The organism is Pseudomonas leptonychotis, assembly GCF_004920405.1.
In the GTDB taxonomy this organism is placed as follows: Bacteria; Pseudomonadota; Gammaproteobacteria; order Pseudomonadales; family Pseudomonadaceae; genus Aquipseudomonas; species Aquipseudomonas leptonychotis.
On the sequence record NZ_RFLV01000001.1, the window covers coordinates 816,621 to 842,757 of the forward strand.

19 protein-coding genes and 1 pseudogene are annotated in these 26,137 nt (G+C 57.2%); 8 read left to right on the plus strand and 12 right to left on the minus strand.

Features of this window, described 5'->3' with window-relative positions; all coding sequences use genetic code 11:
* Positions 1-60 precede the first annotated feature (60 nt).
* The 4 genes from D8779_RS03720 to D8779_RS03735 are packed head-to-tail and all read right to left on the minus strand — an operon-like array spanning position 61 to position 4,951.
* Positions 61-963, minus strand: a complete 903-nt coding sequence (locus D8779_RS03720) for a 5-oxoprolinase subunit C family protein (protein ID WP_136663112.1) — start codon at positions 961-963, stop codon at positions 61-63.
* Positions 960-1,637: a 5-oxoprolinase subunit PxpB gene (pxpB, locus tag D8779_RS03725; protein ID WP_136663113.1), complete on the minus strand. Its 678-nt coding sequence runs from the start codon at positions 1,635-1,637 to the stop codon at positions 960-962. The genes D8779_RS03720 and pxpB overlap by 4 nt, the downstream gene beginning before the upstream one ends.
* Complete coding sequence (locus D8779_RS03730; protein WP_136663114.1) at positions 1,634-2,377, minus strand: 5-oxoprolinase subunit PxpA; 744 nt, start codon at positions 2,375-2,377, stop codon at positions 1,634-1,636. Before D8779_RS03730 ends, pxpB begins: the two co-directional genes overlap by 4 nt.
* A gap of 48 nt (positions 2,378-2,425) precedes the next feature.
* Positions 2,426-4,951, minus strand: coding sequence for a PepSY domain-containing protein (locus D8779_RS03735; RefSeq protein WP_136663115.1), 2,526 nt, complete (start codon positions 4,949-4,951; stop codon positions 2,426-2,428).
* Between the two features lie 209 nt (positions 4,952-5,160).
* Here D8779_RS03735 and D8779_RS03740 point away from each other — a divergent pair, with 209 nt between their 5' ends.
* Positions 5,161-7,281, plus strand: coding sequence for a TonB-dependent receptor (locus D8779_RS03740; RefSeq protein ID WP_136663116.1), 2,121 nt, complete (start codon positions 5,161-5,163; stop codon positions 7,279-7,281).
* 98 nt (positions 7,282-7,379) lie between these two features.
* Here D8779_RS03740 and D8779_RS03745 read toward each other — a convergent pair whose 3' ends face one another.
* Entirely contained in the window at positions 7,380-8,543 is a 1,164-nt protein-coding gene (locus D8779_RS03745; RefSeq protein ID WP_136663117.1) for a type III PLP-dependent enzyme, read from the minus strand.
* A gap of 474 nt (positions 8,544-9,017) precedes the next feature.
* Between D8779_RS03745 and D8779_RS03750 the strand changes: the two genes are divergently transcribed.
* Together D8779_RS03750 and D8779_RS03755 are read left to right on the plus strand one after the other, a co-directional pair.
* A complete protein-coding gene (locus D8779_RS03750) occupies positions 9,018-10,601 on the plus strand; it encodes a peptide chain release factor 3 (protein WP_136663118.1) in 1,584 nt (527 codons plus the stop codon).
* Between the two features lie 101 nt (positions 10,602-10,702).
* A complete protein-coding gene (locus D8779_RS03755; protein ID WP_136663119.1) occupies positions 10,703-11,488 on the plus strand; it encodes a TatD family hydrolase in 786 nt (261 codons plus the stop codon).
* A 138-nt stretch (positions 11,489-11,626) separates the two neighbouring features.
* Here D8779_RS03755 and D8779_RS21005 read toward each other — a convergent pair whose 3' ends face one another.
* Positions 11,627-12,340: a methyl-accepting chemotaxis protein gene (locus D8779_RS21005; protein WP_405121173.1), complete on the minus strand. Its 714-nt coding sequence runs from the start codon at positions 12,338-12,340 to the stop codon at positions 11,627-11,629.
* Between the two features lie 144 nt (positions 12,341-12,484).
* Positions 12,485-13,624, minus strand: a pseudogene (locus D8779_RS21010) (HAMP domain-containing protein); the annotation flags it as partial.
* A gap of 251 nt (positions 13,625-13,875) precedes the next feature.
* Between D8779_RS21010 and D8779_RS03765 the strand changes: the two are divergent.
* Entirely contained in the window at positions 13,876-14,778 is a 903-nt protein-coding gene (locus D8779_RS03765) for an ROK family protein (protein WP_136663121.1), read from the plus strand.
* On the opposite strand, the gene ampE is transcribed toward D8779_RS03765, so the two are convergent.
* The 3 genes from ampE to D8779_RS03780 form a co-directional block, all read right to left on the minus strand.
* Positions 14,771-15,607, minus strand: a complete 837-nt coding sequence (ampE, locus tag D8779_RS03770; RefSeq protein ID WP_136663122.1) for a regulatory signaling modulator protein AmpE — start codon at positions 15,605-15,607, stop codon at positions 14,771-14,773. The two genes, D8779_RS03765 and ampE, sit on opposite strands and share 8 nt — an antisense overlap.
* Positions 15,604-16,167 carry a 1,6-anhydro-N-acetylmuramyl-L-alanine amidase AmpD gene (gene ampD / locus D8779_RS03775; RefSeq protein WP_136663123.1) on the minus strand — a complete coding sequence of 188 codons (564 nt, stop codon included), beginning with the start codon at positions 16,165-16,167 and terminating at the stop codon, positions 15,604-15,606. The genes ampE and ampD overlap by 4 nt, the downstream gene beginning before the upstream one ends.
* Positions 16,168-16,312: 145 nt before the next feature.
* Complete coding sequence (locus tag D8779_RS03780; RefSeq protein ID WP_136663124.1) at positions 16,313-18,628, minus strand: DUF1631 domain-containing protein; 2,316 nt, start codon at positions 18,626-18,628, stop codon at positions 16,313-16,315.
* Between the two features lie 368 nt (positions 18,629-18,996).
* Here D8779_RS03780 and nadC point away from each other — a divergent pair, with 368 nt between their 5' ends.
* On the plus strand, positions 18,997-19,845 hold the full coding sequence (gene nadC / locus D8779_RS03785) for a carboxylating nicotinate-nucleotide diphosphorylase (protein WP_136663125.1): 849 nt from the start codon (positions 18,997-18,999) through the stop codon (positions 19,843-19,845).
* Positions 19,846-19,887: 42 nt separating this feature from the next.
* On the opposite strand, the gene D8779_RS03790 is transcribed toward nadC, so the two are convergent.
* Positions 19,888-21,558: a PglL family O-oligosaccharyltransferase gene (locus D8779_RS03790; protein WP_136663126.1), complete on the minus strand. Its 1,671-nt coding sequence runs from the start codon at positions 21,556-21,558 to the stop codon at positions 19,888-19,890.
* Between the two features lie 75 nt (positions 21,559-21,633).
* Complete coding sequence (locus D8779_RS03795) at positions 21,634-22,071, minus strand: pilin (protein WP_136663127.1); 438 nt, start codon at positions 22,069-22,071, stop codon at positions 21,634-21,636.
* Positions 22,072-22,290: 219 nt separating this feature from the next.
* Here D8779_RS03795 and pilB point away from each other — a divergent pair, with 219 nt between their 5' ends.
* Genes pilB through D8779_RS03810 form a run of 3 tightly spaced genes read left to right on the plus strand, consistent with a single transcriptional unit; the run spans position 22,291 to position 26,091 of the window.
* Positions 22,291-23,994, plus strand: coding sequence for a type IV-A pilus assembly ATPase PilB (pilB, locus tag D8779_RS03800; RefSeq protein WP_136663128.1), 1,704 nt, complete (start codon positions 22,291-22,293; stop codon positions 23,992-23,994).
* Positions 23,995-23,997: 3 nt separating this feature from the next.
* Positions 23,998-25,215, plus strand: a complete 1,218-nt coding sequence (locus D8779_RS03805) for a type II secretion system F family protein (RefSeq protein ID WP_136663129.1) — start codon at positions 23,998-24,000, stop codon at positions 25,213-25,215.
* Positions 25,216-25,218: 3 nt separating this feature from the next.
* On the plus strand, positions 25,219-26,091 hold the full coding sequence (locus D8779_RS03810) for a prepilin peptidase (RefSeq protein ID WP_136663130.1): 873 nt from the start codon (positions 25,219-25,221) through the stop codon (positions 26,089-26,091).
* The last annotated feature ends 46 nt before the right edge of the window (positions 26,092-26,137 follow it).

Sequence of the window (26,137 nt, forward strand, 5' to 3'; positions counted from 1 at the left end):
GATGAAAACAACGTCAGCTACGCGCCCCGATCCACCCTACATCCGCATGGCTACGTCGCTCTAACGACGAAAGAAGCGGTAGAACTCACGCAGCTCAGCCTGCGCGTCACCAATGCTCACCGGGGTGAAGCGCAGCGGATGGTGCGCGGGGCACTGCGCCAAACGCCCTTGATCGAGCGGGTGCAGCCACCCCAACAGTGGGTAACCTCCCATGGTCTGATGATCCGCCTGGAGAATAATCGGCTGGCCATCCGGCGGCACCTGAATTGCTCCGCGACCAACGCCTGATGACCACTGCCGCCCCGGCGCCTGCAGGCCCTCACCCATCAGACGTGCGCCCATGCGGTCGGAGAGCGGGCTTAGCTGCCAGCTCTGGGCGAAGAAGCCCTGCAACTGATCTTCGCCAAAGCTCGCCGCGTCGCCACCGGTGATCACTCGCAACAAAGGTTTGCAGCCGTAATCCGGCAGATAAGGCCAGGGCACGCTGGCGGCGCGGGTAAAATGTGCAGCCCGGCAGGCCAGCAAATCCCCTGCTTGCAATGCCAGCCCCAACCCTTCGCGCACCTGCACGCTAACGCTGCCCAGCACCGGCGTAGCCATAAAGCCACCGGCCACTGCCAAATACGCGCGCTGACCGCTGCGGGCAAAGCCCAGGCGTAGCTGCTGGCCCTTGCGCAACGGCAGACGCGTCCACAGCGGCTGCGGCTGATCATCCCGGCTCAGCGGCACCTGCGCGCCGCAAACCGCCACCCAGGTGTCGACTTCGGCCTGCAACTCGACACCGCCCAGGGCGATTTCCAGCAGCGGCGTACCCCATGGATTGCTCAGCAGGTGGTTGGCCCAGGCCGCGCCATGCCAATCCAGCGGCCCGGCCGGCGATACCCCGAGGTGCTGCCAGCCGAGCCGCCCGGCATCCTGCAGCAGACTCAGCGGCCCCGGCTTAAGCACCCGCAGGCCGCTCATAACTGACCGCCTTCGCGGATAAAGTCGCGCTCATCGAGGCGGCGAAAACGCACCCGATCACCCAACGCCAGGGGACATGGCGGCGTTTGCGCGGCGTCGAATAACAGCCATGGGCAGCGGCCGAGCAGGTGCCAGCCGCCTGGGGAGCTGTGGGGGTAGATCGCCGTCTGCCGCTCGGCAATCGCCAGGCTACCGACTGGCACAGCAATGCGCGGGGTCGCGCGGCGCGGCAAGGCCAGGCGCGCGTCCAGCTCACCGAGGTAGGCAAACCCTGGGGCAAAACCAATCGCGCCAACACGGTACTCCGCACCGGCATGTAACTCGATCACCTGCGCGACACTGAGCCGGCACTGTTGGGCCACTTCGGCGAGGTCTTCACCGCCATACCAGATCGGGATTTCATGCAGACGCCCCAGCTGCGCCACAAAGGGCTCGGCCAGCCAACGCTCCAGCAGCGGCTGTAGCCGCTCAGCCAATTGCAGGTGGTCGGTGCGCATCAGGTCATAGTGCAGCAACACGCTGGTCCAGCCCGGGACCAGATCAGTCAACAGATCGCCCAATTCAGCGCGGATGCGTTGCGCGAGCAGGGCGATACGTTGCGGCAGATGCACATCCGGCTGCTCGGCCAGCACCAACAATAGGGCTTCAGCACCGGCCGGCTCAAAGCGAATCACAGGGTATCCAGGGCGGCTCGCAAACGCCGCAACACGGCCAGAGCATCGGCGTTGTCGCCGTGCACACAGAGGCTATCGGCGCGCAGCTGCAACGGCTTGCCGTCGATGTCGGCAAACGGTTCGCCTTGGGCAATGGCCAACGCTTGTTGAAAAATCCGCTGCGGATCGTGGTGCACTGCGCCGCTCAAGCGCCGGGGCGCCAACTGACCATCGGCCAGGTAGGCACGGTCGGCAAAAGCTTCGAACATCAGCGGTACATCAGCCTCGTCGGCCAGGCGCAACTCTCGGCTGTTATCCGCCAGCGCCAGCACCATCAGCGGCAAACCCTGGCGATAACGGGCGCAGGCCTCAAGCACCGCGCTGAACAGCGCATCGTCACGCACCAAATCGTTGTACAGCGCGCCATGCGGTTTGACGTAAGCCAGTTGAGTGCCCGCCGCACGGCAAAAAGCATCCAGCGCGCCGAGCTGATACAGCACCAGCGCCGTCACCTCTTCAGGTGAGCAGGCCAGGTGCCGGCGGCCAAAACCGAGCAAATCAGGATAGGCTGGATGCGCGCCGATACTCACCCCGTGCTGCACCGCCAGGGCGACGGTGCGCTGCATGGTCAAGGGGTCGGAGGCGTGAAAGCCGCAGGCCAGATTGGCTTGATCAACCAGCGGCATGGCATGGGCATCATCACCCATGCTCCACACGCCGAAGCTTTCACCCATGTCGCAATTGAGCAGGATCGTTTTCATGCCTACCAGCTTAGTGGCGCATTGCCGTGGCGTGAAGCCTGGCCCGATTCAATACACATCGCGACGGTAGCGGCCCTCGTCTATCAACGACTCGACCCTTTCCGCTCCCAGCACCTCACGCAGCACCTGATCGACCCCACCGGCCATGCCCTCGAGGCTGCCGCAGACATAAATCGACGCGCCACGCGCCAGCCACTCACGCAGCGTTTCGGCAGACTCGCGCAAGCGATCTTGTACGTAGACCTTGGCCGCCTGATCCCGGGAAAACGCCAGATCCAGTCGGGCCAGCTCGCCGTTGACCAGCCAGTTTTGTAGCTCGGCTCGGCAATAGAAATCATGCGCCGCGTTGCGCTCACCGAACAGCAGCCAGTTGTCCGTATGCCCAGCCACGATGCGCGCCTTGAGCAAGCTGCGCAGCCCGGCCAGGCCGGTACCATTGCCGATCAAAATCACCGGCCGTGCATCGTCCGGCGCATGGAAGCTGCTGTTACGCCGCACCCGCGCCAGCAACTGGCCAGGCAATGTCACGCCCTCCGTCAACCAGCCGGAGCCGAGCCCCAGCGAGCCGTCGGCATGCCGCTCCTGGCGCACGATCAGCTCCAGCTCATCGTCGCTGGGCAAGGAGGCGATTGAATATTCGCGCGCCGCCAACGGCACCAGCGCGTCCAGCACGGCCTGGGCGTGCAAGCCGACCAGATGGCTGAACTGTTCGGGCAATTGCTTGCCGCACAGCGCCTGATGCAATGGCTGCGTCAGGCCGTTGAGGCTGACTATTTGGCTGCCGTCCAGCCCGTGCGCCTGCAACCAGGCCTGTACCCTGGCGTCGGCATGCCGTGGCGGCACTTCAAGAATATCGCCGGCCGCCCACTCGCAGACGCGCTCGGCACGCAGCCCCAGCAAATAGGTCGGTGCGCCCTGGCTGCCTGGGTTAAGCAGCTCGCGGCGCGTCAACGTCCACAGGCCGTGCGCTTTTTCACTCTGCTGCAGCGGCTGGGCACCGGTCAGCTCGCCGAGCTGGCGCTGCCAGCTGGCCAGCGCCGCGGCATTGGCGGCGTCCACCTGCACTGGCTCGAACAGGCTCTGTGCGCCCTGCTGGGCTAACCAGCCCTGCACACGCTGAGCAAAACCGCAGAAGTGCTGATACTGACGGTCACCCAGGGCCAGCATGGCGTAGCGCAAATGCTCCAGCCCTAGCGCCTGGCCAAGCAGCTGGCGCTCGAAGCCACGCGCACTGTCTGGCGCCTCGCCATCGCCAAAGGTGCTGACCACGAACAGCGCGTTGTGCGTCTGGCGCAACATCGGCTCGGTAACTTTGCCCAGCGGCTGCACACTGACGGCCAGGCCGGCGGCCTGCAGCTGCCCGGCAGTCTGCCAGGCCAGTTGCTCGGCGAAACCGCTCTGGCTGGCAAAGCCGATCAACCAGCCAGCGTCCTGCGACGCGTTCGGCTGCAACGCGCCACGCGCCTTGAGCATTGCGCGCTTCTTGCGCCGGCGATCGAGGTAGAGCAACCAGCCGGTGATGGCGAACAGCGGCATTGCCAGGCTGGCCAGCATCATCAGGATGCGTCCGATCAGGCCGAAGTAGCTACCCACATGCAGGGCATACACGCTGGTTAGCAGCTGGTCGCCAAACGCCTGTTGTTCGTAGCGTTTATGCCGGCCCGGCGCGCCGCTCAAAGGATCGAGCTCCAGCTGGTTGAACGCGCGCTCATGCGCAGCGTCATCACGCAGATAGAACACCGTCGCCGGCTGCCCAGCCACCGTCGGGAAACGCAGGTTGTAGCTGCTCAACTGGCTACCGGCGGCACGCTGCAGGCCGTCCCACACCGCCTGGTAATTAACCGACGGCAACTCCCCTGCCGGCGGCGGAGCGCGTTTGCCACCGCGCTGCTGGCCGCCGGGCTCAGCGCTAAGCAATGTGGTTGCGCCTTCGCGGTACCAGTCATACGACCAATACAACCCCGTCAGCGCAGCCAATAGGTAGAGCGCCAGGCACCAGGTACCGGCTACCGCATGCAAGTCCCAATTGAAACTGCGGCCTTTGCGCGCCCAATCCAGGGTCAGCCAGGCGCGCCAGCTGCTGGCCTGACGCGGCCAGCGCAGGTACAGACCGGACAGGCAGAAGAACAGCAGAATTAAGGTGCTGGCAGCCGTGACCTGCTTACCGTAGTCACCCATGGCGAGAAAGCGGTGCAGCTTCAGCATCAGATCGAAGAAACCCTGCCCACGCGGCTCACCGAGTAACTCACCGCTGTATGCATTGAAATAGCGCGACGGGCCACGGCGCTCACCCGGCGGCGGCGCGAAGAACACTCGCGCGGCTCGATCACCCTCTACCTCAAGCCACAGGCCGATGACCCGCTGCTGGCTGGCGGCCTCCAGTTTTGGCACCAGCACGGCCGGCGACAGCACACCGCTGTCACGTACCTCTACCCGCAGTACATCGGGGTTGAGGGCACGCATCAATTCGTCCTGGAACGAATAGGCCGCCCCAGTTACCCCCATTAATGCCAACACCAGGCCGGCTGTAACACCGAACAGCCAGTGCAGTTGAAATACGATTTTTTTGAACATGGCGAGGCTCAGCGCAACCACGAGCCAAACGCCCAATGCGCCGCCCTGTTTTGAGAATCAATTCTATTTGATAGCGCTAATCACCTGCAAACTCAATACACAGTGTTCTCACTCTCACCGGAACTACATAAACGGGTACTTACAATAAATTTACATTTGCTAATGGTAAGTCTTATCATTAGCAATACCCTACTGTTTGGAGTCACCCGGTGAGCGTCTTACGTCTTAATCCAATCCACCTATCGCTGCTGGCCGCCTTCGCCGCTCAAGCCGCACATGCAGAGCCGAACAGCGCGCTGGAGATTCCAGCAGCCGTAGTCACCGGACAACAGCAACAGAGCAGCTACAAGCCCAGCCACAGCACAAGCGCATTGAAAATTGACGCCCCGCTGCGCGACATCCCGCAAACAGTCAACGTGATTCCGCAGAGCGTGATCAAGGATCAGGGCGCCCAGTCATTGGAAGACGTGCTGAAGAACGTGCCCGGCATCGGCCTGTCCAACGGTGACGGCCAGCGTGACCAGGTCACGATCCGTGGCTTCAGCGCCATCGGTGACCAGTACATCGACGGCATTCGTGACGACGCGCTGTATTACCGCGACCTGTCAAATATCGAGCGCGTGGAAGTGATCAAGGGCCCCGCGGCCGTGCTCTACGGCCGTGGCTCCTCTGGCGGCCTGATCAACAGTGTGAGCAAGCGCCCAACCTTCGCCCCGGTGCAGGAAGTCGGCGTCAGCGTAGACAGCGAAGGCAAGAAGCGCACCCAATTCGACGCCGGCTGGGCCGACCAACAGCAGGGCGATAAGGCCTTTCGCTTCACCGGTGCAGTGGAAGACAGTGACGGCTTTCGCGACGACGCCTTTCTCAAGCGTGAAGCATTGGCGTCTTCGGCCTACTTCAAGCTATCCGATGATCTGGAACTCAACCTGGGTGCCAGCTACCTGTACGACAAGCGCCTGATCGACTTCGGCATTCCCGCGCTGAACGGTCGCCCGGTGGACGTTGACCCAGGCACGCGCTTCGGTTCAAGCGATCCGGATCAGGACTACACCCGCAGCGAAATGTTTTCCTTCACTGCGGGCCTCGATTACCAGATCAACGATGATTTCAGCCTGTCCAACACCAGTCGCTATTACCATTACGACCTGGATCGCAATAACACCCTGGCACACACCGATGCCAACCGGTTCGTTACCGCCGCCAACGGCGAATTGCTGGTCAAGCTGCGCCGCGGCAACGTGCAGCGCAAAGAAGACGGCTGGTTCAACCAGACCGAACTGAAGCAGCAGGCGCAGATCGCCGGCATGCAGCACAACCTGCTGTACGGCGTGGAGCTGGGCCGACAGAACAAGGACCAAGCGTTCTTCAGCCAGAGTGATGCGGCACGCGTTCCGGTGTTCCGCGACGGCCTGGTACGCGTGCCATTCCAGGCAGCGCAGCAGACCGGTAAGGGCCGCAACATTCAAGACACTGCCGGTTTCTACGTGCAGGACCTAATCGAATTGGCCCCACAATGGAAAGCCCTGCTCGGCGTACGCTACGACGTCTTCGACCAGGAGTACCAAGACGCTCTGAGCGATAGTGACATCGCGCGCACCGACAGAACCTGGAGCCCGCGCGTTGGCTTGGTTTATCAGCCAGACCAGATCCAGTCCTACTACGTGTCGGTGAGCCGTTCCTTCCAGCCGTCCGCCGAAACCTTCCCGCTGAGCAACTCAAACAAGGATCTAGAGCCGGAACAGACCACCAACTACGAGCTCGGTGCCAAGTGGGACCTGCTCGATCAGCGCTTGTCTCTGACCGCATCGGTGTTCCGCCTCGAGCGCACCGACATGAAGACCAGTGACCCGGCCAATCCCGGCCAGTTGATCCTCGCCGGCGAGCAGCGTACCGATGGTTTCGAGACCACCTTGACCGGCCAGCTCAGCGACAAGTGGCAGGTGTATGCCGGCTATGCCTACCTGGACGCGCAAATCAGCAAGTCCACCAGCTTCACTAATGGCGTCGCCAATCAAGGCCAGACCCCGACCCTGACCCCACGAAATAGCGCCAACCTATGGCTGGTGCGCTCGTTAAACCAGCAATGGCGTGTAGGCATGGGTGCCAACTACGTCGACGAGCGCTACACCGCTCTGGACAACGTCACCGTCATGCCCAGCTACACCACCTACGATGCCGCGTTGCTGTACAACCAGCCACAATGGGACGCAGCCCTGCGCCTGCGTAATGTATTCAACAAGGAGTACTACGCTTCGGCCCACGGCTCGGTGGACCTGATCACCCCCGGGGCACCGCGAAGCTTAGAACTGAGCGCTAACTATCGCTTCTGATCTTCGCGCCTCTGCACTGGCCCAGCGCTGAACCCGAGACTGCACACGCAATGACAAAAAAACCGCCAACTGGCGGTTTTTTTGTAGGGCATAAACGCTTACAGGTAGAACGACTTCAGCGGCGGGAAGCCGTTGAATTCCACCGCGCTGTAACTGGTGGTGTAGGCACCGGTAGAAAGCCAATACACACGGTCGCCAATGGCCAGGTTGAGCGGCAGGCCGTACTTGTAGTTCTCGTACATGATGTCGGCGCTGTCGCAGGTTGGACCGGCGATCACCACTTCTTCCATCTCGCCCTTCTTCTCGGTGTAGAGGGGGAATTTAATCGCCTCACCCATGGTTTCGATCAGGCCGCTGAACATGCCGACATCGACATACACCCAACGCTCCACCGCAGTACGCGACTTGCGCGCGACCAATACCACTTCACTGACCAAGATGCCGGCGTTGGCGATCAGCGAACGGCCCGGCTCCAGAATGATTTCCGGCAGGTCATCACCGAAGTCTTCCTTGAGGAAGCGGATGATTTCCTCGGCGTAGGTTTCCAGGCTGTTGGTACGGGTGATGTAGTTGGCCGGGAAGCCGCCGCCCATATTGATCAGCTTGAGGGTGATGCCGTCTTCTTCTTTCAAACGCTCGAAGATCACTTTGACCTTGGCGATGGCGGCATCCCACACGGAAATGTCACGCTGCTGCGAGCCCACATGGAAGGAGATGCCATAAGGCACCAGGCCTAAATCGCGAGCAAGAATCAGCAGATCCATAGCCATGTCGGTCTGGCAACCAAACTTGCGCGACAACGGCCAATCGGCGGTGGTCGAGCCTTCGGTGAGGATACGCACATAGATTTTCGATCCCGGCGCCGCCTTGGCGATGTTGCGCAGGTCGGCTTCCGAATCGGTAGAGAACAGACGCACGCCCTTCTCGTAGAAGTAGCGAATGTCCTTGGATTTTTTGATGGTGTTGCCATAGCTGATGCGATCAGCCGTGACGCCACGGCCCATGACTTTATCCAGCTCATAGATCGAAGCGATGTCGAAGCTGGAGCCTTTATCTTTGAGCAGGTCAATGATTTCAACAGCCGGGTTGGCTTTGACCGCGTAATAGATGCTGGCAAAATCGAAACCGGCGCGCAGGTCATCATAGGCCTTGCTGATGATCGCGGTATCGATCACCACGAACGGGGTTTCCTGGGTATCGGCGAACGCCTTCATGCGCTGAAACGTAGCAGGGGCGTAATAGTCTTCGACCTTGATCGACATACTCGGACTCCAGTTGGCTGAACCAGTTAAACAGTTTAGATAAGCACACGCTGCACACGCAGACAGCTGCCCATCATTTAGGGATGGCTTGGTGGGCGGCCCACACAAGCAGAACGTCTGATCAGTTTCCCCACTTTGGTTCGCCTACTTCCCAAGGCATGTCGCCGAGTACCAGAAGGTCTCTCGTCGTCAGTACTTGAGCCGGATGGATCGTTGCCAGCATGGACGTTCGGGCGCGAACTTTAGGGCCATGGGGAGCTGAGATCAATCAAAAATGCCGTGCTTTTAACCCTCATTGTCGTGTTATTGATTGATCGTTTTATATTCAAAACAAAACGTCAGGAATGCTGCACAACACGCGAAAAACGTGAGGTTTGGCTGCCTGATTACAGGTCGCCGCGCTGAGCGGCGTTTACCGTTATAATCGCCGCCATTTTTGACAGACCGACTATTGAGTCGATGGGTTCCCGCACAATGACCATCCAGGCCACCGAAGTTGGCAAGCGCCGCACGTTCGCCATCATTTCTCACCCCGACGCCGGTAAAACCACCATTACCGAAAAGCTGCTGCTGATGGGCAAGGCGATTTCTATCGCCGGCACGGTGAAGTCGCGTAAGTCTGACCGCCATGCGACCTCCGACTGGATGGAAATGGAAAAGCAGCGCGGTATCTCCATCACCACCTCGGTGATGCAGTTCCCTTACCGCGATCACATGATCAACCTGCTCGACACCCCCGGCCACGAAGACTTCTCGGAAGACACCTATCGCACTCTGACGGCGGTAGACAGTGCGCTGATGGTGCTCGACGGCGGTAAAGGCGTTGAGCCGCGCACCATCGCCCTGATGGATGTATGCCGCTTGCGCGATACGCCGATTGTCAGCTTTATCAACAAGCTCGACCGCGACATCCGCGACCCGATTGAACTGCTCGATGAAATTGAAGCTGTACTGAAAATCAAGGCCGCGCCGATCACCTGGCCGATTGGCTGCTACCGCGACTTCAAGGGCGTGTACCACCTGGCCGACGATTACATCATCGTTTACACCGCCGGCCACGGCCACGAGCGCACTGAAACCAAGATCATCCAACACCTCGACTCTGACGAAGCCCGCGCCCACCTGGGCGACGAGTACGACCGCTTCACCGAGCAGTTGGAATTGGTGCAGGGCGCCTGCCATGAGTTCAATCAACAAGAGTTCTTGGACGGCCAGCTGACCCCGGTGTTCTTCGGCACCGCGTTAGGCAACTTTGGCGTCGACCATGTGCTCGATGCCGTGGTCGACTGGGCACCCAAGCCGCTGGCGCGCATAGCCAACGAGCGCACCGTGGAACCGGTAGAAGAAAAATTCACCGGCTTCGTGTTCAAGATCCAGGCGAACATGGACCCTAAGCACCGCGACCGCATCGCCTTTATGCGCATCTGCTCAGGCAAATACAGCCAGGGCATGAAGATGCGCCACGTGCGCACCGGTAAAGACGTACGTATCGGCGACGCCCTGACCTTCTTCTCCAGCGAGCGCGAAATGCTGGTCGAAGCCTATGCTGGCGACATCATCGGTCTGCACAACCACGGCACCATCCAGATCGGCGACACCTTTAGCGAAGGTGAAAACCTTGGCTTTACCGGCATCCCGCACTTCGCTCCGGAACTGTTCCGCCGCGTGCGCCTAAAAGACCCGCTGAAATCCAAGCAGCTGCGTCAGGGCTTGCAACAGCTGGCCGAAGAAGGCGCCACTCAGGTGTTCTTCCCCGAGCGCAGCAACGACATCATCCTCGGCGCAGTCGGCGTGCTGCAGTTCGATGTGGTCGCCAGTCGCCTGAAAGAGGAATACAAGGTCGAGTGCGCGTACGAGCCTATTACCGTGTGGTCGGCGCGTTGGATCGATTGCAGCGACAAGAAGAAGCTCGAGGAATTTTCCAACAAGGCCGTGGAAAACCTCGCCCTCGATGGCGGCGGCCACCTCACCTACTTGGCGCCAACCCGGGTTAACTTGGCGTTGATGGAAGAGCGCTGGCCGGATGTGAAATTCCGCGCGACGCGCGAGCATCACTAAGCCCAAGCCCAACCGCAGCGTTGCTGTAGTCGTATGACTGCCTGCAACGCTGCGGGTTTGACTCACTGGCGCTGCCCCGACAAATCGTCGATGCTCTGCGTATGCGCCTGATCGACACCCACACCCACTTGGACTTCCCCGATTTCGACGCGGATCGCGGCGCGCTGCTAGGCCGCTGTCGCGATCTTGGCGTCGAACGCATGGTGGTGCTTGGCGTGCATCAGGCTAACTGGCAGCGCGTGTGGGATCTGGCACTGGCTGAAGACGGCCTGTACGCCGCCTTCGGCCTGCACCCGGTGTACCTCGATGAGCACTTACCCGCGCATGTGGAGGCGCTACGCGACTGGCTCACCCGCCACGCCGGGCATCCTAAGCTATGCGCCGTGGGCGAGTTCGGTCTGGACTACTTCCTGGAACAACTGGATCGCGAACGGCAGCAACAGCTGTTCGAAGCACAGCTCAAGCTGGCCATCGAGTTCGAGTTGCCTGCCTTGCTGCATGTACGCCGCGCCCATGCCGCCACTATTGCCACCCTCAAGCGCCTCAAGCCTGCACGGGGCGGCATTATCCACGCCTTTGCCGGCAGTTATGAAGAAGCCCGCGAATACCTCAAGCTCGGTTTCAAACTCGGCCTCGGCGGCGCACCCACGTGGCCGCAAGCGCTGCGCCTGCGCAAGGTGGTGACACAGCTGCCACTGGAGGCAATCGTGCTGGAAACCGACTCACCGGACATGGCACCCGCCATGCACCCCAACCAGCGCAACAGCCCGGATCATCTACCCGCCATTTGCACCGCACTGGCTGAACTGCGCGGTATAAGCGCCGAGCAACTGGCCAGCGCCAGCAGCCGCAACGCAACCGAGCTGTTTGGCTGGAGGCCTGCCTGAGCAGCAACATCAATAGCTGATCATTCACGGCCGCGCGCTGACCGAGCGTCCGCATGCGGCCGAGCGGGCTTAACTCAATCGACCTTCATCAGATAAAAAACCCGCCATGGTGGCGGGCTTAGTCAGAGCAACGACTGATCAGACGCGGAACGCACCAATCAACTGTTTCAAGCGCGCCACCAGTCCGGACAGCTCGCGGCTGGCCTGCTCGGTCTGGCTGGCACCTTCGGCGGTGCGTTCACCGGCCTGGCTGATTTCGACGATGTTCTGATCGATGTCATGGGCCACAGCAGTCTGCTCTTCAGCGGCTGTGGCAATCTGCTGGTTCTGATCGACGATCATGCCCACCGCACCGAGAATATTCTCCAGCGCCTGCTGCACCTTGCCTGACTCGCTGACCGTGTTATCGGCCATCTTATGGCTAGAACTCATCGCCTTGACTGCGGCACCGACGCCGCTCTGCAGCGTGGCGATCATCGACTCAATTTGCTCGGTGGACTGCTGAGTACGCTTGGCCAGATTACGCACCTCATCGGCCACCACGGCAAAACCGCGCCCTTGTTCGCCGGCACGCGCCGCCTCAATCGCCGCGTTGAGCGCCAGCAAGTTGGTCTGTTCGGCAATGCCCTTGATTACGTCCAGCACCTGACTGATCGAAGCGCTGTCGCTGGCCAACTTGTTGATCACCGCCACCGACTGATCAATTTCCCCGGCCAGACGCTGAATGCTGCCCACCTGGGACTCAACCAACGCACGGCCACTGACCGTTTCATCATTCACGCTCTGCGCACTGCCCACCGCAGCGGCCGCACTGTGGGCCACCTCCTGCGCAGTGGCCGACATCTGATTCATCGCGGTGGCAATCAGGTCAATCTGCCCACGCTGGCCAGCCACCGCTTGATTACTTTCGCCAGAAACCTGCTGCACGCGATCCGCCTGACGCTCAACCTCAACCACCGTCTGGCCCACACGCTCGATCAACTGGTGAATCTTACTCACCGTCTCATTGAACACCTGCCCCAGCTCGCCTAATTCATCCTGGCTCTGCGCTTTGAAACTCACGGTCATATCGCCCGCAGCCACCTGATTCATCACCTGGCCAAGTTTTTTCAGGGTCGCGCGGATCGACACATAGAAGCCACCGTAGAGATATAGGATCAGCAGGAACACCACCAGCAAGGCCGCACCTAGCAAGCCCATTTGCGTACGATTCTCTTCCAAGCGCGCCTGCAGCTGCTTCTCAAGAAAGACCAGCACCACATCATTGAGTTGGTAGGTTTGCTCCATGGCGCGACTGATGTCCGCATAGAACTGCGCCCAAGGCGTATCCAGCGAGTCGGCGATGACCACCTTGTCTTCAAACAGCACGGCTGTGGTTTTCAGGGTATCGAGACTGCTCTCGGCTTGGCTGGCCAACTCTGTGCGAGCCTGTGCACTGCTGTTGAGCGACGCCTGCAAGTTCAAGCCATATTCGCCATGCAGCTTTTCCAGCTCCAGCAACAGTTCATCAAATGCCGTACTGGCAGATGAATTGAGAAAGCCCTGAGCCAGCGAGTAGGCACCCACGGAGCGGCCTTCGCTAAGTGCTGCGGTGACCTTGCTCGTTTCCACCGTTACCAGTTCAATCAGCTGCCGCACAGAACCTTGGCGGTCGCTGCTCAAGCCCGCTTGAGCAGCGACCAATTTGATAAAGACTTGGGAACTGCCCTGCAATTTCTCGGTTAGAACAATCTTGCCTTGCAGCGACGTCTCAGCCTGTACCGCCGCTAACTCGGCAATCAGCTGATCACGCTTATTGTTGAATTCTTCGATCTGCTCAGGCTCACGCACCACAGCGGCCAAGCCCTGCAGCGCCTCGCTTATAACCCCTTGAAGCTTGATCAGCCGCGCCTCAAGATCCCCCGCCTGACCGGACTGGCCGATCATCGCGTTGACCTTGGTAAGATCGACGTAATCTTCAAGATTGCGTCGCAACGTCAGGCTTTCGCCAAGCAGATCAATGCTTTCAAGAGCGGCCTGCGTGCTAACTAACTGGCGATAGGAATCACGCACCAAGTAGTAATTGGTCACCAGCATGGGCAGAAAGAACAGCACACTGATCAAACTGAACTTCATGCCGAAGCTGAGGCGATTCATTAGCGCGATGGCCGGATACAGCACGGTCTTCACAAGACGTCTCCAGTTCTAATTATTGTGTGTAAGGTTACAAAACGGCGGGGCAGAATCTCAAACGCAGGCAGCTATGTACCTTGCTGCTCGACCTGCGGCCTTTGCATCGACGCGGTGAATACAGGCTGATCAACGTGACAGGCATCACAAAATTACAGCCGAGCATGCCGTCATATATACCCCTTATCGACCCCTCCCTCTGTAACTTAAGGTTAATGATGCGAACACCACTGAAGCTGGGCATTGATCTGGGCGGCAGCAAAGTAGAAATAATTGCACTGGATAATGGCCGACAAATTTTGCGCCGCCGCGCCCCTACTCCGCAGGGTGATTACCAGAAAACCGTCACCTTGATTGCCAGCTTAGTTGAAGATTGCGAGCGCGAACTGGGCCGCCAAGGCAGCGTCGGCGTCGGCATACCCGGCACGCGTTCACCTGATCACGGCCGGATCAAGAATGCCAACTCCCAATGCCTGATCGGCGAGGACCTGCAGGCCGACCTTGAGCAGCGCCTGCAGCGCCCAGTGCGCCTGGCCAATGATGCCGATTGCTTTGCCTTGTCGGAGGCTTGCGATGGCGCCGGTGAAGGGGCCATAAGTGTCTTCGGCGTAATTCTCGGCACCGGCGTCGGTGGCGGCCTGGTCGTGCACCGGCAGCTACTCAGCGGCCCCAACGCTATTGCCGGGGAATGGGGTCATAACCCGTTACCTTGGCGACGCAGTGAGGACGGCCCAAGCAGGCGTTGTTATTGCGGTTTAGATGACTGCATCGAGACCTTTCTCAGCGGCCCTGGCTGGGCGGCGCGTAGCAATCTTGGACTAGATGCGAGCGCTCTGGTGAGCGCCGCTGAGGCTGACGATGCCGACGCGCAAAAGGCCGTTGACCGCTATTGCGACCAACTGGCTCGCGGCCTGGCGTCGGTGATCAACCTGATTGACCCGCATGTGATCGTGCTGGGCGGTGGCCTGTCCAACTGCACCGCACTCTACTCCCAAGTCATGCCACTGCTGCCGCGCTATGTGTTTTCCGACAAGGTCAACACGCGCCTGCTGCAGGCCCGCCATGGTGATTCCAGCGGCGTACGTGGCGCCGCCTGGTTGTGGAATGACGATCTCAGATAAGCAGGGTCCATACGGCAAACACCGCGTACCAAAACACCGCCGCTCGCACCAGCAATTGCCACAACCCATCCAGGCTACTGACCCCGGCCTCACCAATCACCGGTTCTGGCGTTTCACCAGCGGCCCGCGCGGTGATGATCACCAATTGTGCAGCGCTGATGTCCCAGCTGAGCAGCTCGTGCAGCAATGCTCGGCTGACCCCGGCAAAGTTACCCACCAAAGCAAAGCTGGCGGCCAGCACACGCACCGGCAACCAGTCGAAGCCATGACGCACTTGCACTGCAGCCTCGCGTAAAGCCGGCTGACTAGCATGCTCGCTGGCCAAGGCGATCAACCTGTAGGCCAGCGCGGCCAACGGGCCCAACAATGCATACCAAAAAATCACCGCGAAAAAGCTTTGATAGGCTTGCCACACCAGATGCCCCTGCACGCTCTGCAGCAATGCAGCCTCATCGTCGGCCTCTAGACCCAGATCGCGCCGGGCTACCAGGTACGCCGCCTCCGCATCACCACGGCGCCAGCTGTCACGAAACGGCCCTAGTGCTGCCAGCAAATCACCACGCCCCAGGCTGTATATCACCACAAAAAGGTGCACGGGCAGCGCCAGCCAGCCGTAAGCCACTGGCTTAAGTAACAGCAGAAGCAAACCCAGCAACAACAGCGGCACCAATACGAGCACGCCCAACGCCAACCAGGGTCGCTCTGCCCACTGCGGCCTGCCCTCAAGTGTCGTCAATAACCGCAGCCAAGGACCGTCGTGTTGAATGCGCTTACGCCAGGACGAAAACTTCTCGACCCATAGCGCCAGCAGTAGCACCAGAAAACTCATGTCAACTCCCTATCTTGTTGCAATGCCATGCGCACGGCCTGCCAGTTGAAGGCTGGCCCTGGGTCAGTCTTGCGGCCTGGCGCGATATCGCTGTGCCCACAAATGCGCTCCAGAGTGATGGCTGGATAAGCCGCTTGCAGTAGCTGGGTCAGCTCAATCAGCGCGGCATACTGCTGTGCAGTGAACGGCAGATCATCGGTTCCTTCAAGCTCAATCCCTAAGGAAAAATCATTACAGTTTTCCCGCTCATCAAACCGTGATTGCCCGGCATGCCAGGCGCGCTCATTACAGGAGACGAACTGCGTAATGACGCCATCACGCTCAATAAAAAAATGTGCAGACACCTGCAGGTTGGCGATGCTTGCGAAATAGGGATGTTCATTCGCGTCGAGCCGGTTTTGGAAGAAGGCCTGCACCTTGCCGGTACCAAACTGCCCGGGCGGCAGACTGATGTTATGGATCACCAACAAAGACACTTCGCCCAACGGTCGCTGATTGACGTTTGGCGATGGGCAGTGGCAAACACCATCGCACCAGCCAGTGATGGGGTCCAGATACATACAGGCTCCTTGATCAAGCGGTCACTCTAGTGCAGCGCCGCGCCCAGGCCAAGGACGGTGCCATGGCGCAACAGGTCAGCAGATGCAAAAACGCCGCTGAGGCAATGCGTCAGCGGCGTTTTTGTTGACCCTCAATCAATAACGATCAAGCACCTTTGAGCTTGCGCAGGTTGCCAATCACCGACTCCAACGCGCGATCAAACAGCAACGCATCATCGAGCAGGCGAATCGCACTGCGGCGGAACTCCACAGCCAGACCCATGCGAGTTTTTTCCAGCACCTTCATACCGGTACGGTTAACGAAGATGTACTTGCCAGTCGGCTTGATTACCGCTGCCAGCTTGCAGCGCAGCTTATGCTCTTCATCTTCCTGAAATTCAACCCAGCTGCCGACTCGCAGGTTATCGACCTGCAGCAGCGATTCATCATCATCTGGCAGGGTGGCTTCAGGTTCGGCGGCTCGCAACTCACCGGGAGCCAGCAGAATAATCTCCTCCACCACCTCGACCATCGCGGGCTCTTCAACCGTTTCCGCAGCCGGCAGCTCCAGTAATGGCAACTCAATACCGGCCTCGGCCAACGCAGCGCGCTGCTCTTCGTCTATTTCAACAAGAGCAGGGGTATCGCTCTGCGGATTTTCGTCCGGCAGGCTGCGCTTGAAACGCTGAAAGGCCTGCACATGCAAAGCCTCCAGCTGGCTGAAAAACTCTCCCGTGGAGAATGGATCAAACGCCGCACTGGCCATGCCTTCACGTAACGCCTTGAGCAGTCCCGGCACCATCTCCAACAGGCGCATGCGCGCTTCTGGGTCTTCGTGAAGTTCAACACTCCAGACCAGGTCATCCATGGTCGCCAGCGCAGCTTGCCATTCGCTCGACTCAACCCCGTGTTTCAGGCAAGTCAGCATCAGCACCTTGCTCCAGGCTTCCTGCAGCAAGCGCACCACAACCTCTGGCAAAGTCTTGCCAAGCAGCCGCTGATTCAGTGCCTGCTCGACCTCACGCCGAGCCGAGGCCGCTTTAGCGCTGCCTTCTTCAGCATCGCGGGTGCGCTGTTCAAGCAGCTCGCTGCGCCGCCGCTCATCACCGGTAAAGGCCAGAAAGTCAGCCAGCAGCTCAGAGAAAATGGCAGGGTCATCGACAAAGTCATTGAGCAGACGCTGCACAACCTGCTCGATCTTCTGATACAGGCTATCGCGCTGTGTGTCGTCCTGATCACCCCAGCCCAGAGCTGCCGAGGCAATTTCGTTGAGCAGACGGCGAGCCGGGTGGCTGCCACGGCTGAAGAAGGTTTTATCGATCACCGCCACTTTCAGCATCGGGATCTGCAAACGACCAATCAACGCCTTGAGCGAGTCCGGCAACGTGCGGTCATCAAGAATGAACTCAAACAGCATCGACACGAGATTGATAACGTCCTCATCAACCTCGCCAACTACCCTCGCCTTGCCCGCTTTCGCACTGGCCCGGGTCAACAAACCTTCAAGCTGCTCGCGCAGATCAAAGTCATCGCTAACCTGCGCGGGTGCACGTTGCTGCATATGCGAAAGCAGGCGCATCAAATCATTACTGGAGATCGGCATGGCATCCGCCGGCCGGTTACGCCGCGGAGCCGCGGTACCGCGAGCCTGTGACAGTAACTCCTGAAGGGCACCGAAGACTTCTTGCACACCTTCATCAGCAAACTCAGTCGACAGCTCAGACGCGGCATCTTGACGCGCGCCACTGGCTTGAGCGCTGCTGCGCGAAGGATTGCGCCGTGCCGGGGCAGATTTGAGCTCCGGCAACACTCCAGCTGCGATCAACGCTTGGTTGGCCTCGGCATACAGCTGATCGAGATCGCTGAGCACATACTTTTCAAACAGCTTGAGGATGATCAGCTTGACCTTGATCTCAACACCCAGGCTGCTGCAAGCATCCAAGAAAAACTCGCAGAGGCTGGTCGGGCCAATCGGGTTAGTTTTGTCGTCCAGCTTCTTGCTGACCATGGCGTTGAAACGGGTGGTCAGATGGCCCAGGGCCGTACCGTCACGACTGACGACCTTGGCCACCATCGAGTCCAGCGCAACTGACTCTTCCAGCGCATCGTTCTGCACCAACGACAAGGTGTCGAAGGACACCGCATCCAAAGGCGCAGGTTTACCGATTTCGTATTGGTTAAGTGTCGCGAAGGCTTCAAAAACTTTCTGCAGAAAACCACGTTCGATATTCTTGCGCTTCAAACGCAGATCACGCATCGCCTCAAAGAAAGCATTCTGCTCAGCATTGCTGGTGGCACGGTCGGCCATCTCGAACAGCGTATCGTCCGCATTATCAAACAGCGCCTGCAACGCTTTTTTCAGCTGTTGCGCCGCTTTGTCCCGCACGTTTGTTAGCGCCACAGGCAGTCTTCCTACCGGGGAAGTGGGCGATTGCTCAGGGCTCACCTTACTCAGGTGCACCACATTCGCATCAGTCTTCATTGCGAGTCTCCTGCAGACTGCCCCTCTTGGGCGGACCGATCTGCACAGGGATCAACTGAGCGTTATCCGTAACGTCAAAGGCCTGGCGTCAACAATTGTTTAAAAAAGTAAAGCCATTATAGGGATGCGCGCACGCATACCAAGCTGACTTTTCCTCCAGACATGACCCGCGTCACAGATGCAGCACTACAGCTTCCCAACGGTTACCTGCACGCGACCAACGCAACACCCTATGCGTTAAGGCAGCCCGCAGCTAACGGAGAACCTCCATCAGCATAGCCCCACCGCCAGCAGAGAACAGCCGCAAACACTGCGCAAACAGCCATCAATCCCTATAATCGGCACATTCTGCTGACTGGAGCATCGCCATGCCTAACCTCATCCTCGCCGACCTCGCCAACGAAATCGAGGCCAATGTGCGCCGCGCACTGGCCGAGGATATAGGCAGCGGCGACATCACCGCACAGCTGATCCCGGCCGAGCGTTTGGCGCACGCCAAAGTCATCACTCGCGAACCCGCAGTAATTTGCGGCACCGCTTGGGTCGATGCGGTATTTCGCCAACTCGACCCACGTGTCGCCGTGCACTGGCACATCCAAGACGGCCAACGCGCCGAACCCAATCAGGTGCTGTTTGAACTGGAAGGCCCCGCCCGCGCCCTACTCAGCGGCGAGCGCAGCGCCCTGAATTTCCTGCAGACGCTCTCTGCCGTAGCCACCCGCTGCCAGCACTATGCCGACCTTGTACAAGGCACCGCCGTCAAGCTACTCGACACCCGCAAAACCCTGCCTGGTCTGCGCCTGGCGCAGAAATACGCCGTAACCCAAGGCGGCTGCCACAACCACCGCATTGGCCTCTACGATGCCTTCCTTATAAAGGAAAACCACATCGCCGCCTGCGGTGGCATTGCCCAAGCAGTAACCGCCGCGCACAAGATCGCCCCCGGCAAGTCGGTAGAAGTTGAAGTGGAAAGCTTGGAAGAACTGCGCCAGGCATTAGATGCAGGTGCTGACATCATCATGCTGGATGAGCTGAGCCTGGATGAAATGCGTGAAGCCGTCGCCCTCACCCGAGGTCAAGCCAAGCTTGAGGCCTCAGGCGGGATAAATGAGACCACCTTGCGGGCAATTGCCGAGACTGGCGTGGACTACGTGTCGATTGGCGCGTTAACCAAGGATGTGAAGGCGGTGGACTTATCGATGCGTGTCAACACATAAACCTCACCAACAATCAACCGCCCACTAATATTTTGAGAAGAATCATTTAAGCAACGCACCTAACTGCGGATGCTCTGGCTCCAAGGCCCGCAAGTAACTCAAACTATTCTCATATGCTACAGGGCCATGCAATTCCCTCAGCAACTGTAATTGTTTCGATGCCAACTCGGGCTCACCATTCAAGCCTAAAGATAACGCGTAACGCAACAAACTTGGCGCATAGGCCGGCCTGTGCGCAACTTCCCGCATCCACTGCAACTGTTCTTTAGACATATTCTCTGCGGGATCAGTCCTAGCAAACCTTAAGAATTCGCGCACCTCTGTTAGAAGTAAAACATCCGGAGCAGGTTGATCCGCTTTCAAAAAGCCTATGCGAGCAGACTCAAAACGCATCAAACGATAATCCTCCTCAAGAAGACGATATTCGCGCCAAATCACAACAAGCAAACTCATCGATAAAACCAAAATTACACTTATCATCTTTTTGGAAAAAATAATCTCATAGCTATTGTGATGCTCGGCAGCAACACCACCTAGCAGGACGCCTAAAGGCAAAAGAAAATATGCATATTCCAAAGGCAACTCAAGCATCCCATGAGTTAACAGCAAGCACGCCACAGACAAAGCAAAAGTACTCTCAAGAGATCTGGCATTTAACGCCATACGCAAAAACCAAAAAAACAAGAACACGACTATTATCAAACCGAGAACAGGCCCGTTCCACAACATCAAATCAAGCACGACATTATGACTGTGAGCAGTCAGCATTTGCACAGGATAAAGAGACGACATTTCGACTTGAGCGAGCCCGACCTGACCCCAACCGTAACCCCAAAAAGGCCCATGCCAGATGGCAAGTATAAACTGCCACCATAGCGCCAACCGCTCAAACGATTGCGCGCGCGCAGCCAAGCTGGTGCTATCAAGCATCAAAAAACTAGAGATAAAAGGTAAAGCGACGACACACGCGCAGTAATAAACAAGCCAAAAAAACACAACCTTACTGCCAACTCTAAACTTATAAGATCTCCTTTTAACAAACCAAAAAAAAGCTACACACATAAACGCAAGCCATGGAGTTCGGGACTGCGTCAACGCAACACCGAATAGTAAAAACAAAACCAAGATACCCGCAGAATAACGCCCAAACCAACTTTTTTCATACGCATAAAGAACAGCTAGCACACCAATACCAAGCAATGTAGCCAGGTTATTCGGCTGCGCCAAGTTGGCAAACGGCCTACCACCGGGCGGCATATCCACAATCCAAATACTTCCAGACAGCAAAAGCCACTGCTTTAGAGCAATCCATATAGATATAACAGCCCCCAACATAAAGGCCCACACCATTACATCCAGCAAATACCCCCCATTCCGAGATGAGCGGAAAAACACACACCCAACAACTAACGCAAAGAAAAAGCCGATCAAATATAAAAAAGACAACAGAGCACTACTAAAAAAATAAATGCGCCCAAATGCAAATTGCACGAGAGGCACGAAAGCGACAAAAACAAAAAACAAAAAGGATGCCGGCACCTTCATATAGCAATTAGAAATTGCGCCCAGAACAAGAATCGCGACCGCAAGAAAACTTGCAAACTCTTGATACGCAGAAGACCATGGATAATAGTGATTGGGAAGTACCCAGCTCAACAAAAAAATGGCGCCTGCAATCAAAACACAATAACGCCCAAGCACAGAAACATGCACAAAACACCCCCAAAAAAAAGCGCCTAACAATAGGCGCTTTAAAATTCTGAATTCCTACAGCGGAATCAAATTTATTTACTTGCAGCTAGCTGGACGATACTTTTCCAGAACTGTGCCGCCACAAACCCAAGTCACCTGGCCTGTAGCTGCTACGTACGTGGCAGTCAATGTGATTGTGTTTTGGTTAGTAGCCACACCTAACGTAGCGGCATCACCAGTAGCTGTAACCACAGCGGATTGGCTGGCGGTAGAAGCGTATGAAACACCGGTCACATATTTGGAAACCTGCGAAGCAAGCACCAAGCTAGCAGTCGGTGGCAGCTGGCCCAGAGTAGCAGCAGCTTCTGATACGTTTGTTCTGGCCGACGATGCAGCCAGCATCACCTCAGAAACCTTGGCACGGGTTGTATAATCCTGATAAGCAGGCAATGCCACCGCAGCCAAAATACCGATAATCGCAACAACGATCATCAATTCGATCAGGGTAAAACCTTTTTGCATTTGAGCTTTCATAAAGCATCTCCTAGTTGTGATTAGGTCAACGACCTAATTCTACGAATGCATCCTTCATGCCAACTCCGCAACACCAGATCCCGGAAGATCCAGGCCAGCCTAAACACGCGACAACAAAGCTACCGGGCACTAACTGCCATTTTTTGTCACCCACCTGTTTTGCGTTTGGCACGTGCCAATCAACTAGGCTATAAGGCAATGAATGTTATGGAGCCTGCAATGAACGATAGCGTATCCCTTACCGGCCTTGCCCGCCAGATGGTTCTGGCAGAGCTACTGGATGAAAAAGCAGCCCAACAGGCGCAAAGCCAAGCCCAACGCAACAAGCTCTCGCTGGTCACTTATTTGGTTCAGAACAAGCTTGTCAAAAGCCGCGTACTGGCGGAGCTTGCATCTGAGCAATTTGGCGTCTCGTTCGTTGATCTGAATTCAATCGACAAGGAAAGCCAACCCAAGGATCTGGTGACTGAAAAACTTGTGCGCCAGCATCGCGTACTTCCTCTGTGGCGTCGCGGCAACAAACTCTTTATTGCCGTGTCCGACCCCACCAATCACCAAGCCGTTACTGATATTCAATTCAGCACTGGGATGAACACCGAAGCCATTCTGGTTGAAGATGACAAGCTTGGTGACGCCATCGAGAAATTCTTCGACTCAGCCTCCAGCGGCATGGATGACTTGGGGGATATTGACCTCGACGGCCTTGACGTAGAGGCCGTGAATGACGACGGCCCGGATGGCGGTGAAGGCAATACGGCTGACGATGCGCCAGTGGTACGATTCGTCAATAAGATGCTGCTGGATGCGATTAAAAAAGGCTCTTCGGACCTGCACTTTGAGCCTTACGAGAAAACCTATCGTGTGCGCTTTCGTACCGATGGCATTCTGCAAGAAATCGCCCGCCCCCCCATACAGCTATCGCCACGAATCTCTGCCCGCTTGAAAGTAATGGCCGGCCTGGATATTTCCGAGCGCCGCAAACCTCAGGATGGGCGTATCAAGATGCGCATCTCCAAAAGCAAATCTATCGATTTCCGTGTCAGCACATGCCCAACCCTGTGGGGCGAGAAGATCGTGATGCGGATTCTAGACTCCGCCAGCGCGCAGATGGGTATCGACGCCCTGGGCTATGAAGAGTCACAAAAAGACCTGTACATGGCCGCCCTCAAGCAACCCCAAGGCATGATTCTCGTGACCGGCCCAACAGGTTCCGGCAAGACCGTATCGCTCTACACTGGACTGAACATCCTCAACACCGTTGACGTGAACATTTCCACTGCAGAAGACCCAGTGGAAATAAACCTGGAAGGCATCAATCAGGTCAACGTCAACCCCAAGCAGGGCATGGACTTTACTGCGGCCCTCAAATCATTCCTGCGCCAGGACCCGGACATCATCATGGTTGGCGAGATTCGCGACTTGGACACAGCCTCCATCGCCATAAAGGCGGCACAAACGGGACACATGGTGATGTCGACCCTGCACACAAACAGCGCCGCCGAGACGCTGACACGCTTACGCAACATGGGAGTACCTTCATTTAACATCGCAACCTCTGTCAACCTGATCATCGCTCAGCGCTTGGCGCGCAAGCTCTGCAACAGCTGCAAGAAAGAAATACAAGTCCCCCGAGAAACTCTTCTTGAGGAAGGATTTCCGGAAAGCAAAATCGGCACCTTCAAGATTTACGAACCGGCCGGCTGCGAAAACTGTAATGGCGGCTACAAGGGTCGTGTCGGAATTTATGAAGTGGTTAAAAACACGCCAGCCCTACAACGGATTATCATGGAAGAAGGTAACTCGATTGATATCTCCATCCAGATGCGCAAAGACGGCTTCAATGACCTGCGAACCTCAGCCCTGCTGAAGGCCATGCAGGGCGTGACCAGCCTCGCTGAAGTGAACCGTGTGACTAAGGACTAACCGATGGCCGTTAAAGCACTAAAAACCAGCACTTTCGCTTGGGAAGGTACCAACAAGCAGGGCGCCAAAATAAAAGGTGAAGTCAGCGGCCAGAACCCAGCCCTGGTGAAGGCGCAGCTGCGCAAGCAGGGCATCAACCCGACCAAGGTTCGCAAAAAATCCGCATCATTGTTTAGTGCGGGCAAAAAAATCAAACCAATGGACATCGCGCTGTTTGCGCGACAAATGGCCACTATGATGAAGGCTGGTGTACCGCTACTACAGTCTTTTGAAATTATTAGCGAGGGTCTTGACAACCCTAACATGCGCAAACTGGTTGATGACATAAAGCAACATGTTGCTGCAGGCAACAGTTTTGCCGCCTCCCTCAGAACCCGGCCCGAGCACTTTGATGACCTGTTCTGTAACTTGGTAGATGCAGGTGAACAAGCTGGTGCACTTGAAAACCTACTAGACCGAGTTGCAACTTACAAAGAAAAGACAGAAGCCCTTAAGGCAAAAATCAAGAAAGCAATGAATTATCCAATAGCAGTAGTTGTGGTCGCCGTTATTGTTTCTGCCATCTTGCTCATTAAAGTTGTGCCTCAATTCGAAACAGTATTTTCCAATTTTGGGGCAGAGCTTCCAGCATTTACCCAGTTCGTAATTGGCATCTCGCAGGCCTTGCAGAAATGGTGGCTTATCATTTTGGTCGGTATTTTCGTAACTATTTATGCGTTAGGTGAAGCCAAAAAACGCTCTGAGAAATTCAGGAACTGGATTGATCGAACCGCTCTCAAAGCCCCAATTGTCGGCGACATAATTTACAAATCGTCCGTAGCGCGCTATGCCCGGACGCTTGCAACTACCTTTGCTGCTGGTGTTCCACTTGTAGAGGCATTAGATTCTGTAGCTGGCGCAACCGGTAACATTGTATTCAAAAACGCGGTGAATAAAATAAAACAAGATGTCAGCGCCGGCATGCAGTTGAACTTCTCCATGCGCAGTACGGCTGTATTCCCATCAATGGCTGTCCAAATGACGGCCATCGGTGAAGAGTCAGGCGCACTGGATATGATGTTGGATAAAGTGGCCAGCTATTACGAAGCCGAGGTTGACAATGCCGTCGATGGCTTGACTGCACTGATGGAGCCAATGATCATGTCGGTACTCGGCGTACTGGTCGGCGGCTTGATCATTGCTATGTACCTGCCAATCTTCCAACTTGGCGCAGTTGTTTAAACCATGCCCTTAATAGATTTTCTGGCCAGCCATGTGCTGGCCTTTGTTTTATGCGCACTGCTTATCGGTTTATTGGTTGGCAGCTTTCTCAACGTACTGATTTATCGTCTACCGAAAATGATGCAGCGCGACTGGCGTGAACAGGCTCGTGAAATATTGGAGTTACCAGTCGAAGCCCAGGCAGCAACATTCAACCTGGTACTGCCCAACTCAAGCTGCCCGCACTGCGCCCACGAGATAAAGCCCTGGGAGAACATCCCGGTTGTTAGCTATCTGTTTCTGCGCGGTAAATGCTCAAGCTGTAAAGCACCGATTAGCCTGCGCTACCCACTGGTTGAGCTGACCTGCGGACTATTGTCCGCTTACATTGCCTGGCACTTTGGTTTTACCTGGCAAGCCGGCGGCATGCTGCTGTTGACCTGGGGTTTGCTGGCGATGAGCCTAATCGATGCTGATCACCAGCTGCTGCCGGACTCACTGGTGCTGCCGTTACTGTGGATCGGCTTAATCGCCAATAGCTTCGGCCTGTTTACCAGCCTAGAAGATGCACTCTGGGGCGCAATCGCCGGCTACTTGAGCCTGTGGTCGGTGTACTGGCTGTTCAAGCTGGTAACCGGCAAGGAAGGCATGGGCTATGGCGACTTCAAGCTGCTAGCCATGCTAGGCGCGTGGGGTGGTTGGCAGGTATTGCCGCTGACGATATTACTGTCATCACTGGTAGGCGCTGTACTCGGTCTACTCATGCTGCGCCTGCGTAACGCTGAACCCAGCACGCCCATTCCTTTCGGCCCTTACCTGGCGATTGCCGGCTGGATTGCCTTGCTCTGGGGTGAGCAAATTACCGCCAGCTATCTGCAGATTGCCGGCTTCCGCTGACACCACACCTACATCTAAAAACTGCCCGACATGCAGATACTGCAAG